The sequence below is a fragment of the Roseomonas fluvialis genome (genome assembly GCF_022846615.1).
Taxonomy (GTDB): Bacteria; Pseudomonadota; Alphaproteobacteria; order Acetobacterales; family Acetobacteraceae; genus Neoroseomonas; species Neoroseomonas fluvialis.
Map to the genome: position 1 here is coordinate 4652470 of NZ_AP025637.1, position 13221 is coordinate 4665690.

Here is a 13221-nt window from a genome sequence, read left to right on the forward strand (position 1 = left end):
CGCGATTCAGCCCTCCGGCGCCTGCGCGCCTCCGGCCATCGCGCTGAAGAAGGAACCGACCATGTCCGCTGCCACCCGCATTCCCCGCGGCCGCCAGTTCTTCGCCAATCCCGGGCCGACCAACATCCCGGATTCCATCCTGAAGGCCGTCGCGCATGTCAGCGTCGACTTCAACGACCCGGCCTTCCTGAAGGTCTATGACGATGCCGTGGCGGGCGTGAAGCGCATCCTGCGCACGCAGCACGACGTGTTCCTCTATACCGGGTCCGGACACGCGGCGTGGGAAGCAGCGCTGGTCAACCTGTTCTCCGCCGGCGACGAGCTGCTGGTGATAGAGACCGGCTACTTCTCCGAATCCTGGGCGAAGATGGCGCAGGATTTCGGGCTCAAGATCCGCACGCTAGCCGCCGATTGGCGCCGTGGTGCGGACTTCGCCGCACTGCGCGCGATGCTCGCCGCCGATACCGGCCACGCGATCAAGGCGATCTGCGCCGTTCAGAACGAGACGGCGACGGGCATGGAACTGCCGCTGCCCGAGGTGCGCGCCGCGCTGCAGGCCACCAACCATCCGGCACTGCTGCTGGTCGACACCATCTCCTCGCTTGGGTCGATGGAATTCCGCATGGACGACTGGGGCGTGGATGTCGCGGTCGGCGGCAGCCAGAAGGGGCTGATGCTGCCCACCGGCATGTCGTTCACCGGCGCCTCGCCCAAGGCGCTGGCGGCGCATGCGGCATCGACGCTGCCGAAATCCTACCTCAACTGGACGCACATGCTCACGCGTCGACACAAGTCCTTCATCGGGACGGTGCCGACCTCGCTGTTCTACGGGCTGCAGGAATCGGTGCGGCTGCTCGAGGAAGAAGGCCTGGACCAGGTCTTCGCCCGCCACGCGCGCCTGGCTGAAGCGGTGCGCCGCTGCGTGCGCCATTGGTCGGGCAACAACGGGCCGCAGCTTTTCTGCCTCTCGCCCGACCGTTACTCGAATTCCGTTACCGCCGTCATGATGCCCGAGGGGCATGACGGCGACGCGCTGCGGCGGATCGCGCTGCAGGTGTTCAACGTCTCGCTCGGCGGCGGGCTCGGGCCGCTCGGCGGCAAGGTGTTCCGCATAGGGCACCTGGGCGACCTGAACGAACCGATGATCCTCGGCACGCTCGCGACCGTGGAAGCCGCGATGCGCGTCGCCGGCGTACCGCACGCGCCGGGGGGCGTGAACGCGGCAGTCGAATACCTGGCCGACGCGGCGCGAAGCTGACCGCGCCATGGCGTTCGAGATCGAACGCCGCTTCCTGGTGCAGGGCGAGGCCTGGCGCACCGACGTGACCACGACGCGCCACCTGCGGCAGGGCTACCTCGCGCGGGAAGACGGCGTGTCGGTGCGCGTGCGCGTGGCCGGCGATGCGGCACGGCTCACCATCAAGGGACCCGGCGGTCTCGTGCGACGGGAATTCGAGTACGACATCCCGGCCCGCGATGCCGAGGACATGCTGGCACTGCTCTGCGCCGGGCGCAGCCTCCGCAAGACACGCCACGAGGTGCCGCTCGACGGGCTGGTGTGGGAGGTCGATGTCTTCGAAGGCGCCCTCGCCGGCCTGGTGGTTGCCGAGGTCGAACTTCCCGCAGCCGACCATCCCCTGCGCGTCCCCGCTTGGGCGGGGCGCGAGATCACCGCCGACCCGCGCTATGCCAATGCCGCCCTCGCCTCCGCCACCGCGCCCCCACGGGGGTGACGACGCGCGCGACCACCCTTAGGCTTCCCGCACCGAAAGCAAGACCAGGGGAAACGTCCACATGAATGGCACCAGCCGCGCCGTCTATCGCCACGGCGACATGGCCCGCCTGTTCAACCCCGCCTCCATCGCCGTGATCGGCGCGAGCCCGCGCGCCGGGTCCTTCGCCGACCGCACGATCCAGGCGCTGAAGGACTACACCGGCCGGCTATACTTGGTGAATTCGCGCTACGAGAAGATCGGCGAGCGTGCCTGCTTCCCCTCGGTCGGCGCCATCCCCGAGAAGGTCGATTGCTGCATCGTCGTCGCCGCCAAGGACGCGATCGAGGAGATCGCGACCGACTGCGCGAAGGCAGGTGTGGGCGGCATCATGGTCTATGCCTCCGGCTTCGCCGAAACAGGGCGCGACGCCGACATCGCCGCGCAGCAGCGCCTGGCCGCGCTGGGGCGCGAGGCCGGCATGCGCATCGTCGGTCCCAACTGCATCGGCATGCTGAATTTCGGCACCAAGGCCGGCGTCACCTTCATGATCCCGCCGCCGATGGAACCGCCGCTCGGCCATGCGGTGGGCCTGGTCAGCCAGTCGGGGGCGCTGGGGTTTTCGCTCGCACAGTCGGTGATGCGCGGCGTATCGGTCAGCCATCTGCTGACCACCGGCAATTCGTCGGATGTCGATGTCGCGGATTGCGTATCCTTCCTGGCCGATGACCCCGGCTGCCGCGCCATCGCCTGCGTCTTCGAGGGCATGCCCGAACCGCTGCGCTTCATCCAGGCGGCCGAGGTCGCGGACCGCGCGAACAAGCCGCTGGTGGTCTACAAGCTCGGCACCGGGGAAGCCGGCGCGGCGGCGGCGATGTCGCATACCGGCTCGCTCGCCGGCGAGACCGCGGCGTACCTCGCGGCCTTCCAGCGCGCCGGCGCGGTGGTGGTGAAGGATTTCGAGGCGCTGGTGGAAACCGCCGCCTTCCTGGCCAAGGCGCCGGCGCCGCGCGCACGCGGCGTAGCGGTGGTAGCGGTCTCGGGCGGGGCAGCCATCATGTCGGCCGACAAGGCGGAGGCGCATGGCGTGCCGCTGCCGCAGCCCACCCCACCGGTGCAGGCCATCCTGGAATCGCGCATCCCGGATTTCGGCTCCGCACGCAATCCGTGCGACGTGACGGCGCAGGTCGCGAACGACCCGGAAAGCCTGACCGTCTGCGCCGGCGCGATGCTGGGCGAAGACCACTACGGCGCGCTGATCTACGCGCAGATCTATTCGACGGAACTCTCCGCGAAGCGCCCCGGCGAACTGGCCGCCATCGCCGAGAAGGCCGACAAGCCGATCTGCGTGGTCTGGACCACCGAATGGCTGGAGGGGTTCGGCTCGAAGGAAGCCGAGCAGAACCCGCGCATCGGCCTGTTCCGCTCGATGGACCGCTGCTTTGCCGCGCTGTCGCATTGGCACGACCGCGAGGCGCGCCGCGCCGCCGGCCCGCGCGTGCTCGCCCGCCTGTCGCGCCCCGAAGCGGCCGCCGAGGCCGCCGCGCTGATCGCCGCCTCGCAGGACCGCACGCTGACCGAACGCGAGGCCAAGGCCGTGCTCGCGGCCTATGGCGTGCCCGTGGTGCCCGAACGCCTGACCGGTAGCGAGGATGCGGCGGTCGCTGCCGCCGAGGCGCTGGGCTTTCCCGTCGCCATGAAGGTCGAAAGCCCGGACCTGCCCCACAAGACCGAAGCCGGCGTCATCCGCCTGAAACTCAAGGATGCCGCCGAGGTACGCGAGGCCTATCGCGCCGTCATGGCGAATGCTGTGCGCCACGCGCCTGGCGCACGCATCAACGGCGTGCTGGTGCAGCCCATGGCGAAGCCGGGTGTCGAGGTGATGGTGGGCGGGCGTGTCGATCCGCTGATGGGGCCGCTGATCGTCGCCGGCCTCGGCGGCGTGCTGGTGGAACTGATGCGCGATTCGGCGCTGGCGCTTGCGCCGGTCACACTCGCCGAAGCGCGCGCGATGTTCGTAGGGCTGCGCGGGCGCGCCGCGCTTCAGGGCTTCCGTGGCGCGCCAGCGGCTGACCTCGACCGCCTGGCGGAGATCGTGGTGCGACTGTCGGAATTCGTGGCCGACCAGCGCGGGCGCATCGCGGAACTGGACGTGAACCCCATCATCATCGCCGGCAGCGACGCCGTTGCGGTGGATGCACTGATCGTAAAGGCATGACGCAGCGCGGCGGGGATCACGCCCCGCCGCGTTGCAAGTTCAGGCCCATTCAGCCTTGGCGCGGTCGATCGCGCCGCTGCCCGCCGCGCCGATCAGCGGGCAGGCCAGCAGGATCGGCAGCGCCTGCGCGGCGAGCCGCAGCCCGGCCTCGCTGTCGCTCGGGTAGTGGACGCCGAGCACCTCGCGATTGCGCGCGACACGCTGCGCGACGCGCCACAACGGCGTGTTCGTCATGCGGTTCGCCAGGCCGGGCAGGTCGCGCACGCGCTTGGTGATGTCGTTCTGAAGGCTGGCGTGCCTGGCCTCGCCAGGCGTCACGGTTACACGTGCGCCGCCCACACCCTCCCCCGACGCAACCGCGGGCATCACCTGCGCGAGCACGAGCGCCAGCAGATAGGCCTCGGTCGCGTGGCCACTCGGATAGGCGGCATGGCCCGGCGGGTCGATCGGGGGCATCAGGGCGGGGAGAAGGCGCGACGGGCGCGCCCGGTTGTGCGCCTGCTTGTGGTGCATCGCCAGGAACTGCCCGACGCGGATGGCCGCGTAGGCCAGCCTGGTGGTCCAGGGATGCGTCAGCCCCTTGAAGGTGAGCACACCGCGGAAGTAGCCCAGCACGTTGTCGCGCTGCTCCATCGCCTCCGCCATCACGCCGGCGCGGAATTCGGCGATCTCGCGCAGTTCGGCCAGTTCCGCCTCGATCGGCGTCAGCGCCGGCGGCGCCGGCAGCACGGCGGGAATCGCGGGCGGCGGCGGGATGGCAACGCCCGTCCAGGCCGGCGCGGGCCCGCCCATCGTCTGCTGCGCGAACTGCGTGGTCGCGACCACGGCGAAATGCGCAAAGGACCAGTCCTCCGGCCGGAAAGCGACCGGCGTGTTCGCGAGGCTGCGGTTGCGCAGGTCGGTCGTCAGCGCGGGCAGGTCCTGGGGCGGCCAGCGGTTGCCGCGGAACCAGTCTTCGCTGGGTTCCTCGTGCAGGGCGGGGCTGATGCCGATCGGGCGGCCGCTGGAGCGGCCCGAACCGCCTGACGAGGCGGCGTTGTCTGCATTGTCGGCGTTGTCCGCATTGTCCGCGTTGTCGGCGTTGTCCGCCGGGCCTATGCCACCCATCCTGTCTCCTCCATGCGCGCCGGGCGCGACCTATGTTGGCAAGCCTGCTGCGTGCAGGTCTGTGATGTAGCGCTCCTTGATCCGTTCATCGCGGAACGGCATGCGGGTGCGCACGTAGCTGGAAATCGAGAAGCCTGGCTCGACCTCGAGCAGCCGCGCCGCCACCGACCGCGCCTCGGCCGACTGCCCCGCAGCAGCAAGCGCAGCCGCGTAGACGCGCAGCGTCGCGGTGAAATTCGGCATCTCCGTCATCGAGAGGCGATACCATTTGATCGCGTTCGCGAGGTCGCCATGCGCGTAATGCGCCAACCCCAGCAGATTGTAGTAGCTGAACAGGCTCTGGTCGAAGGGCGACAGCCGGAAACCGTGTTCCGCATGGCGGATCGCATCGGCGGTGCGCCCCACATAGGACAGCGTGGCCGAGGACAGCAGCCAGGCGAGCGCACTGTTCGGGCACGCCGACAGCGCGCGTTCGAAGAACACGAGCGCCGTGTCGTAGTCGTGGAACAGGAAGGATCGCAGATGTGCATGGGTCGCCAGCGCCACCGCGTTCTGACGGTCCAGTTCGATCGCCCGCGCAGACAGGCTGGCCGCCCGTTCCATGTCGGCACGCGGGTCGACCGACCAGCCCTGGCCGACACGCAGGCTGTACCAGCGGGCAGCCCATGCGGCAGGTAGGGCGAAGCCGGGATCGTGCGCCATCGCCCGGTCAAAGAGGTCGCGTCCTTCGGCGAAGCTTTCGCGTTCAAGACGATGAATGAGGCCGATCCCGCGCAGGGTAAGGTCATAGGCCGTGAAGCTCTCGGGGCGCTTGCGTAGGGCACGCTGCAGCTCCGCGGCACGAACGTGAGGCGCGACACCAGCGACGATCCGTTCTACCAGCCGGTCCTGCAGGGCGAAGATTTCGCCGCCTTCGGTTTCCGCGCGATCGCCCCAGAGGCTGGTGCCGGACTGCGCATCGGACAGTTCCACCTGCACCCTCAGGTGCCGGCCGGCGCGACGCACGCTCCCGCTCACGACATAGCGCACGCCCAAGGCACGACTGACCTCGCGCGGGTCCACGTCGCGCCCGCGCCACCTCAGCGTTGAGCTGCGCGAAACCACCATCAGTTCGCGCAGATTGCCGAGCGAGACGACGATGTCGTCCACCACGCCATCGGCGAAGTAGTCATCCTGCGGATCGCCTCCCAGGTTGCAAAGCGGCAGCACCGCCAGCGAGGGCAGCGGCGAGACATCGGGCGGGCTCGGCAGGCGTGTCGGCGGCGTCTCGGGATCGATCACGAACGCGCGTTCCGGATCGGGGAGATGCTTCAGGCTCAGCCACCCCAGGTCGCGCACCGGTGCCGCGAGCGCGCCACCCGCCGCGTCCCGCACAGCAGCCGAGACCAGCACGCCCCCTGCCGGCGCATGTTCCTGCAGCCGCGCGGCGACATTCACGCCCTGGCCGTAGATGTCGTGCGCCGTCGCGGTGATCTCGCCCGCATGCACCGCGATGCGCAGGGCGAGGGTCGGCGCGTCGGGCTCGGCCTCATCCTCACGCGCCAGACGCCGCTGCACCGCCAGCGCCCAGGCCACCGCGCCGCCGGGCTCGGCGAATTCCGCCAGCACGCCATCCCCGGTGGACTTCACGATGCGCCCACCATGCTCGGCCGCGACCGGGCGCAGCACGCCGTCCAGCACCGCCATCCAACGGCGATGGGTGCGCGCCTCCTCGGTCGCCATCAGGATCGTGTAGCCAACCACATCCGCGAATGCGAAGGCGGCGAAACGCCGCGCGTTGGGCGCGACCTCCGTCTCCAGCACTCGCGTCATGGGTAGGGCCGACATGGACCGTCAGGTTCCAAATTTGTGCTGCGCCGCAGTGACGGAGATTTCACGAAACGGGCCGGAAGTGCAAGGATACTCAAGCGTGCAACACGGAGGCTCAGGTCATGGCAACCAAAGACGAAAAGGATGCCCCCGCGCGACCCGTCCGGCGCTGCTTCGTGTTCCGCGACGCCCCGTGGCTGCTCGAGGATGACGGCCTGCTCAAGGCGTATCTCGACCCCGACCCGACTCCCCTGGCGCGCCTGCTGCTGCGGCGGCTGAAGCTCGAAGGTGCCGACGCGGCGGCCGATGCCCTGCCGCTGCACATCACGCGCCGCCCGCTGAACGACTGGGCCTTCACCCTGGCCGAGGACCGCGAGGTGGCTGCGGAACTGCCGCGCCGGCGCAAGGCACCGACCGATGTCGCGCTCGGGATCAGCTTTGAGTCCGCCGCACTCGCGCAAGCCTTCCGGGAGCGTGCGGACAATGACAAGGGCCTCGGCAAGCTCGATGCGCCGGTGGGCGACCTGCGCCTCAATGCCGCGCTACACTGGGGCCCCGGGCGGGGCGAGGGAGCCTCCTTTGGCACCGTCGCCGACGCGCATCGCCTGATCCGCGCGGAGTCGCTGCGCACGGCCGGGCTGGACGGCGACGGCGTGAAGGTCGTCATCATCGACCAAGGTGTTGATGCGTCGCGCCTGCCGCCCGGCAGCCGCTTCATGGGCGGCTGGTGGAAGGCCGGTGAACCCGGCGCTGTGCCGCCCGGCAAGGCTGCCAAGGACAACCACCACGGCACGATGATCGCGCGCAACGTGCTCGAACTTGCGCCGAAGGCGATGATCTTCGACTGCCCGCTGATCCCGCCGCGCATCCTGGGCAACCTGCCCGCCTTTCTCTCCGATGCCTTCGGCGCGATCACGCGCATGGCGATCGATATCGAGCTGCTGGGCCTGATCCGGCCGAAGACCTTCCGCGGGCGCTGGGTCTTCGTGAATGCCTGGTCGGTCTATGATGCGCGCGGCGAGGCGACACCGGGCGAATACATCCGCAACCGCTACCACTGGGTTGCCTGTGCGGTGGATCACGCAGCGACGGTCGCCGATGTCGTCTTCGCCGCCGGCAATTGCGGCGCCTTCTGCCCGGATGGCCGCTGCGCGGAGGAGCTGATCGGCCCCGGTCGCAGCATCCTGGGCGCCAACTCGCTCGACAGCGTGCTGACCGTGGGTGCGGCGCGCGCCGATGGCATCTGGGCCGGCTACTCGTCGCAGGGCCCCGGGCAGTTCCCGGCCTATGGCGGCGGGCCGCAGCACAAGCCCGACCTGGTGGCACCGAGCCATTTCCGCGTGCTCGACCATGCCCAGCGCGTCGCCGGCGGATCCTCCGCCGCGAGCGGCGTGGCCGCCGGCGTGGTGGCCGCGCTGCGCACGCGCTGGAGCGAGGACGCCGTGCCCCACGCCGCGCTGTTCCAGCGCCTGCGCAACGCCGCCTGGCAGCCGGATGGCAGCAGCGGGTGGAACAACCGCTTCGGCCACGGCGTGATGGATTGCGACGGCGTGCTGCAAGGCCTGGCCGGGGTTCCCACGGCGTGATGCACGTCACTCCCACCGGGCGGCGCGACGCCGCAGTCTGTCTCGCAGGGCGCCGGCGCGGCGCATTGCAGGAGGCCGTCCATGCACGCGATCCCGGATCCCGTCGTCCCGCACCTCGTCTGGTTGCGACCGGCCATGACTGAGCCCGCACGCACGGCCACGCTGGCTGATATCAGCTTCTTCAAGGGCGGCGACGCGGCGGCGCTGGCGAAACTGTCCGCGGCCGTGCGCTGGCGCATGGTGGAACCCGGCCAGGTCGTGGTGGACGAGGACGAACCCTCGACCGACATCTTCTTCGTGGCGCAGGGCGCGGTGCGCGTGCAGCTGCGCGCCGCCTCCGGCCGCGAGGTGCTGCTCAACGAATTCGGCGCCGGCGAGTTCTTCGGCGAGTTGTCGGCGATCGACGGCGCGCCGCGTGCGGCGAACGTCACGGCCATCGCCCGGTCGCGCCTGTGCATCGTGCCGGCGCAGGCCTTTCTCGAGTTCATCTTTGCGACGCCCACGGCATGCCACGGGCTGCTGAAGACGCTGGCGGCGAAGCTGCGCCTGCAGACCGAACGCACGCTGGAACGCGAGGCGCTGCCGGTACGCCTGCGCCTGTTCTCGGAACTGCTGCGCCTGTCGCGCCCACGCGCCAGCGCGCCGGGCGAGCGCGTTGTCTCGCCGCCGCCACCGCATCATGAACTCGCCGCGCGCATCGGAGCACGGCGCGAAGTGGTCTCGCGCGAATTGTCCGAGATGACGCGCGAGGGCTGGCTGGCGCGCGACCGCCGCGCCATTCGCATCCTGCGCGTGACTGAGATGCAGAAGCTGGTCTCGGCCGAGCTGCGCGCGCCCGCCGCCTGACCTGGACGCGCCCCGCCGCCTGCCGCAGCATCGCGGCAGGACGGAGGATAGTGATGACCAAGCCGCTGCTGCTGCTGTGGACCGACGGGGCCGAGCCCTATGCGCGCGCGATCACCGAGGCGGGGCTCGCCGATCGGCTGCGCATCGAGATGCTGGCCCGCGCCGCGACACCGACCGACGCGCAGCTGGCGGAGGCCGAGGCGCTGCTCTCCTGGGGGCCGCCGGCCGGCATGCTGGCGCGCATGCCGAAGCTACGCTTCGTGCAGGCCCTGACGGCGGGGGTCGAGCATTGGCTCGCGCGGGCCGACCTGCCCGCCGACCTCGCGCTGTCCTGCGCGCGCGGGACGCATCGGGTGCAGATGCCCGAGAATATCCTCGGGGCGCTGTTCCACATCACCAAGCCCTATGCGGCGATCGTCGGTGACAATGCAGCGGCGCGCTGGACACGGCGGGTGTCCACCACGCTGGCAGGGCAGACGCTCGGCATCCTCGGCCTCGGCGCGATCGGGGGGGAACTGGCACGCAAGGCGGCAGCGCTCGAGATGCGCGTGATCGGCACCAAGCGCGGTGTCGCCGAGATCCCGCATGTCGCGAAGGTGGTCGGGCCCGAGCGCACGGACGAAGTGCTGGCCGAGAGCGACTTCGTGGTCCTCCTGCTGCCCGCCACGCCAGCGACCGAGAACTTCATCGACGCGGCACGCTTGGCGCGGATGAAGACGTCCGCCTGGCTGGTGAATTTTGGCCGCGGCGCGCTGATCAACGATGCCGACCTGGTTGCCGCGGTGCGCGCGGGCACCATCGCCGGCGCGGTGCTGGACGTGTTCCGCACCGAACCCCTGCCCGCCGAGCATCCCTTCTGGTCGGAGGAGAAGATCATGGTCCTGCCCCATATCGGCGGGCTGCATCCGCAGCGCGATTCCATGGTGGCGGCGCTGCTGGTCGACAACCTCCGCCGCTTCGTCGACGGCGCGCCCCTGACGCAGCTTGTGGACTGGCAGGCGGGCTACTGATGGGCTACGCGCCCTTCGACCTGGCCGGCAAGGTCGCGCTCGTCACCGGCGGGAATTCCGGCATCGGCCTCGGCATGGCGGAGGCTTTGGCGCGGGCCGGCGCCGATGTCGCGATCTGGGGCACGAATGCAGCGAAGAACGCGCAGGCCGCGGCGGCGCTGTCGGCGCATGGCGTGCGGGTGCATGCCGAACTCTGCGACGTGGGCGACGAAGCCGCGGTGGATGCCGCCTTCGCCGTGACGCTCGCGGCGCTTGGGCGCATCGATGCCTGCTTTGCCAATGCCGGCACCTATGGGCGCAAGATGAAGTTCACCGAACTGGACAGCGCGGAATGGCACCGCGTAACGCGGGTGAACCTGGACGGCGCCTTCTACACCCTGCGCGCGGCGGCGCGGCACATGGCCGAACGCGGCGGCGGCGGGTCGCTGGTGGGTACGGCGTCGCTCGCGGCCATCGAGGGTGCCGCGCGCAATACGCAATATGCGGCAACCAAGGGCGCGATGGTGGCGATGATCCGGGCGCTGGCCGTCGAGATGGCGCGGCACGGCATCCGCGCCAATGCCGTGCTGCCGGGCTGGATCGAAACGCCGATGACCGCGCGCAGTGTGGCGGACGAGAAATTCGCCGCCGCCGTCCTGCCGCGCATCCCGGCGCGGCGCTGGGGCACCGGGGTGGATTTCGGCGGGCTCGCGGTCTACCTCGCCTCCGATGCGTCCGCCTACCACACCGGCGACTGCCTGGTGGTGGATGGCGGCTATTCGCTGTTCTAGGGGCCTTTGCGCTCGCGTCGGCGCGCGGCAGCCGCGCCAACATTCCGTGTTCATCTGCATCCTGACCCGATCAGGTGACTCCACCTGATCGGGCGTGCGCTAGGCGGTCGCTGGCTGCGCCCGCGCGCGCAGCCAGTTGATGACCAGCACAGGCGCCGCGATCACCGCCCCCGCCGCGGTCATCATCACCGAGGGCGAGATCATCAGCAACGACGCCAGCACCAGCACGCCCTGCGACGCCAGCCCCATATGCGTGAAGGCATAGCCAGTCATGCCGATGCCCAGCAGCAGCACGCCGATGGCGCAGGTGATGGTGGTGAACAGGAAGGCGCTGAGCGTGAAGTCATCCACCATGATGAGCATCACCGGCGCATAGGCGAACACGAAGGGCACCGTCGCCTTCGCCATGCCGAGCCGGAACGCCGTGATCCCCGTGCGGAACGGGTTGGACCCGGCGATGCCGGCGGCGGCATAGGCCGCCACGCAGACCGGCGGCGTCAGGTCCGCAAGAATCCCGTAGTACAGGATGAACAGGTGTGCGGCGAGCGGCGGCACGCCCAGCTGCTGCACGGCGGGCGCGGCGATCGCCGCCAGCACGATATACAGCGCCGTGGTCGGGATGCCCGCGCCCATCGCGATGCAGATCAGTGCGATGAAGACAAGCGTGATGAACAGCGTCAGGCCCTGCATGGACCCGATACTGGCGGGAAGCAGTTCGACGACGGGGCGGAAGAACTCCGCCGTCTGCACCGCCGCCTGCGTCACGATGAAGCTGACGCGGAAGCCCGCACCGGTCAGCGTGACCACGCCCACCACGATGCCGACCGCCGCCGCCGCCGCGCCGACCGCGAGCGCATAGCGTGCGCCCATGTCGAAGGCGTCCCACAGATCCTTCAGCGTCATGCGATTGCGCGGGTTCAGGAAGCCCACGACGATACAGGCACTGATGCCTGTGAAGGCCGCAAGGTAGGGCGTGTAGCCCTGCATGATCACATAGACCAGCAGCACCAGCGGGATCACGGTGGGCCAGCCATCGCGGATGGTCGGCCACAGGCGGGGAATCTCGCTCGGGTCCATACCGCGCAGGCCGAGACGCTTGGCCTCGAAATGCACCTGCACGAAGACGCCCCAGAAATGCATCGCGGCCGGCACCGCGGCGGCGATCAGCAGCGTGGTCAGCGGAATCTCGAGGAATTCGATCATCACGAAGGCAGCCGCCCCCATGATCGGCGGCGTGATCTGCCCGCCCGCGCTGGCGGCGGCTTCCACAGCGCCGGCGAAATGCGGCTTGTAGCCCACACGCTTCATCGCCGGGATGGTCAGCGACCCGGTGGTCACGGTGTTTGCGATCGACGACCCGCTGATGCTGCCGAACATCGCCGACGACACCACCGCCACCTTGGCCGGCCCGCCCGGATACTTCCCCGCGATGATCGACGCGATGTCGATGAAGAACTGCCCCAGCCCCATGCGCGTGGCCAGCACGCCGAACAGCACGAAGTGGAAGACGAAGGTCGCGACCACCTTCACCGGAATGCCGAAGATGCCTTCCTGCGTGAGATACACGTGGCTGAGGAAGGCCTCCCACGACGACCCCGGATGCGCCAGCACGCCCGACAGGTTGTTGCCGAACAGCCCGTACAGGATGAACACGATCACGATGGCGGGCAGCACCCAGCCCATGGCGCGGCGTGTCGTCTCCAGCACCAGCACGATCATGATCGTGCCCATGATCATGTCGGGCAGGTTCGGCATGCCGATGCGGAAGGTGAGTTCGTCGAACACCAGCGGCAGGTAGAAGCACGACGCCGCGACCAGCGCCGCCAGGATCCAGTCCGTCACCGGCACGTTGCCGATGCGCGGGCCGAATTCGTGCTTGGTGGGGAACATGATAAAGATGAGGCCGAGCACCGCAGCCAGGTGAATCGACTTGTGCCAGTGCTCGGTCAGGATGCCGAAGCCGGCCGTGTAGTAGTGGAAGGCCGAAAGCGCCACCAGCATGGCTGAGACGAAGATCGCAGTCGGCCCATGCAGGTCGCGGAAGGAAACCTCGGTGTCGTACTTCTTTTCGAGTTCGGCGGCCGCGTCGAGGTCGAGCTTCGCGCGGCCGGAAGGGGCGGCCGTGCCGCTGGGATCTGATGCGGACACGGCCCTGCCTCTACG

10 protein-coding genes are annotated in these 13221 nt (G+C 69.6%); 7 read left to right on the plus strand and 3 right to left on the minus strand.

What is annotated here, in order from left to right:
• Positions 1 to 61 precede the first annotated feature (61 nt).
• From MWM08_RS22265 to MWM08_RS22275, 3 genes are all read left to right on the plus strand, one after another.
• A complete protein-coding gene (locus MWM08_RS22265) occupies positions 62 to 1258 on the plus strand; it encodes a pyridoxal-phosphate-dependent aminotransferase family protein (RefSeq protein ID WP_244408694.1) in 1197 nt (398 codons plus the stop codon).
• Between the two features lie 7 nt (positions 1259 to 1265).
• Positions 1266 to 1733 (plus strand): CYTH domain-containing protein, encoded by a 468-nt coding sequence (locus MWM08_RS22270; RefSeq protein WP_244408695.1) that lies wholly within the window; start codon positions 1266 to 1268, stop codon positions 1731 to 1733.
• 61 nt (positions 1734 to 1794) lie between these two features.
• On the plus strand, positions 1795 to 3930 hold the full coding sequence (locus MWM08_RS22275; protein WP_244408696.1) for an acetate--CoA ligase family protein: 2136 nt from the start codon (positions 1795 to 1797) through the stop codon (positions 3928 to 3930).
• A 39-nt stretch (positions 3931 to 3969) separates the two neighbouring features.
• On the opposite strand, the gene MWM08_RS22280 is transcribed toward MWM08_RS22275, so the two are convergent.
• Together MWM08_RS22280 and MWM08_RS22285 are read right to left on the minus strand one after the other, a co-directional pair.
• Positions 3970 to 5037: a phosphatase PAP2 family protein gene (locus tag MWM08_RS22280; protein WP_244408697.1), complete on the minus strand. Its 1068-nt coding sequence runs from the start codon at positions 5035 to 5037 to the stop codon at positions 3970 to 3972.
• A 30-nt stretch (positions 5038 to 5067) separates the two neighbouring features.
• Positions 5068 to 6849: an adenylate/guanylate cyclase domain-containing protein gene (locus MWM08_RS22285; protein WP_244408698.1), complete on the minus strand. Its 1782-nt coding sequence runs from the start codon at positions 6847 to 6849 to the stop codon at positions 5068 to 5070.
• 119 nt (positions 6850 to 6968) lie between these two features.
• Between MWM08_RS22285 and MWM08_RS22290 the strand changes: the two genes are divergently transcribed.
• The 4 genes from MWM08_RS22290 to MWM08_RS22305 all read left to right on the plus strand — a co-directional run bounded on the left by MWM08_RS22290 (position 6969) and on the right by MWM08_RS22305 (position 11058).
• On the plus strand, positions 6969 to 8432 hold the full coding sequence (locus tag MWM08_RS22290) for a S8/S53 family peptidase (protein WP_244408699.1): 1464 nt from the start codon (positions 6969 to 6971) through the stop codon (positions 8430 to 8432).
• A gap of 135 nt (positions 8433 to 8567) precedes the next feature.
• Positions 8568 to 9278 (plus strand): Crp/Fnr family transcriptional regulator, encoded by a 711-nt coding sequence (locus MWM08_RS22295; protein ID WP_244408700.1) that lies wholly within the window; start codon positions 8568 to 8570, stop codon positions 9276 to 9278.
• A 53-nt stretch (positions 9279 to 9331) separates the two neighbouring features.
• A complete protein-coding gene (locus MWM08_RS22300; RefSeq protein WP_244408701.1) occupies positions 9332 to 10288 on the plus strand; it encodes a D-2-hydroxyacid dehydrogenase in 957 nt (318 codons plus the stop codon).
• On the plus strand, positions 10288 to 11058 hold the full coding sequence (locus MWM08_RS22305) for an SDR family NAD(P)-dependent oxidoreductase (protein ID WP_244408702.1): 771 nt from the start codon (positions 10288 to 10290) through the stop codon (positions 11056 to 11058). The genes MWM08_RS22300 and MWM08_RS22305 overlap by 1 nt, the downstream gene beginning before the upstream one ends.
• A 99-nt stretch (positions 11059 to 11157) precedes the next feature.
• Here the strand turns inward: MWM08_RS22305 and MWM08_RS22310 are convergent, their stop codons facing one another.
• Positions 11158 to 13206 carry a TRAP transporter permease gene (locus tag MWM08_RS22310; RefSeq protein ID WP_244408703.1) on the minus strand — a complete coding sequence of 683 codons (2049 nt, stop codon included), beginning with the start codon at positions 13204 to 13206 and terminating at the stop codon, positions 11158 to 11160.
• Between the last annotated feature and the right edge of the window lie 15 nt (positions 13207 to 13221).

Excerpts from the sequence above, each read along its gene's own strand:
- MWM08_RS22265 (WP_244408694.1), top strand. The coding sequence starts at position 62 with ATGTCCGCTGCCACCCGCATTCCCCGCGGCCGCCAGTTCTTCGCCAAT.
- MWM08_RS22270 (WP_244408695.1), top strand. The coding sequence starts at position 1,266 with ATGGCGTTCGAGATCGAACGCCGCTTCCTGGTGCAGGGCGAGGCCTGG.
- MWM08_RS22275 (WP_244408696.1), top strand. The coding sequence starts at position 1,795 with ATGAATGGCACCAGCCGCGCCGTCTATCGCCACGGCGACATGGCCCGC.
- MWM08_RS22280 (WP_244408697.1), bottom strand. The coding sequence starts at position 5,037 with ATGGGTGGCATAGGCCCGGCGGACAACGCCGACAACGCGGACAATGCG.
- MWM08_RS22285 (WP_244408698.1), bottom strand. The coding sequence starts at position 6,849 with ATGACGCGAGTGCTGGAGACGGAGGTCGCGCCCAACGCGCGGCGTTTC.
- MWM08_RS22290 (WP_244408699.1), top strand. The coding sequence starts at position 6,969 with ATGGCAACCAAAGACGAAAAGGATGCCCCCGCGCGACCCGTCCGGCGC.
- MWM08_RS22295 (WP_244408700.1), top strand. The coding sequence starts at position 8,568 with ATGACTGAGCCCGCACGCACGGCCACGCTGGCTGATATCAGCTTCTTC.
- MWM08_RS22300 (WP_244408701.1), top strand. The coding sequence starts at position 9,332 with ATGACCAAGCCGCTGCTGCTGCTGTGGACCGACGGGGCCGAGCCCTAT.
- MWM08_RS22305 (WP_244408702.1), top strand. The coding sequence starts at position 10,288 with ATGGGCTACGCGCCCTTCGACCTGGCCGGCAAGGTCGCGCTCGTCACC.